Genomic DNA, 380 nt, shown 5'->3' with positions numbered 1-380 from the left:
CCGCCTCCTCACCTCCGCAGCCCACCTCCACACCCACGGCCACACCATCAACTGGCCCATCCCCCACAACCAACCCATCAACCTCCCCACCTACCCCTTCCAACACCAGCGCTACTGGATCAACCCCACCGGCGACAGCCGGATGAACCTCTCCGGCGCGGGTCTCTCGGTCGCAGGCCACCCCCTGCTGGGCGCGGCTGTGGAGCTGGCGGGCACGGACACACACCTGTTCACGGGACGGCTGTCTCTCCAGAGCCACCCCTGGCTGGCGGATCATGCCGTGGCCGGAACCGTGCTGCTGCCCGGCACCGGGTTCCTCGAACTCGCCCTCCAGGCCGGCCACCACGTCGGCTGCGACACCATAGAGGAACTGACCCTCG

Annotated in this window: 1 protein-coding gene; it reads left to right on the top strand. The window is 68.7% G+C overall.

The window, feature by feature from the left end; translation table 11 throughout:
- On the top strand, positions 1–380 hold a 380-nt coding region (locus ACLIYP_RS30870), incomplete at both ends, for a polyketide synthase dehydratase domain-containing protein (RefSeq protein WP_412716353.1).

Origin of the sequence: Streptomyces nanhaiensis (genome assembly GCF_046614825.1) — a bacterium.
Classification (GTDB): Bacteria; Actinomycetota; Actinomycetes; order Streptomycetales; family Streptomycetaceae; genus Streptomyces; species Streptomyces radiopugnans.
The sequence above is the reverse complement of the archived record's forward strand: the minus strand, read 5'-3'. Positions and strand labels throughout refer to the sequence as shown.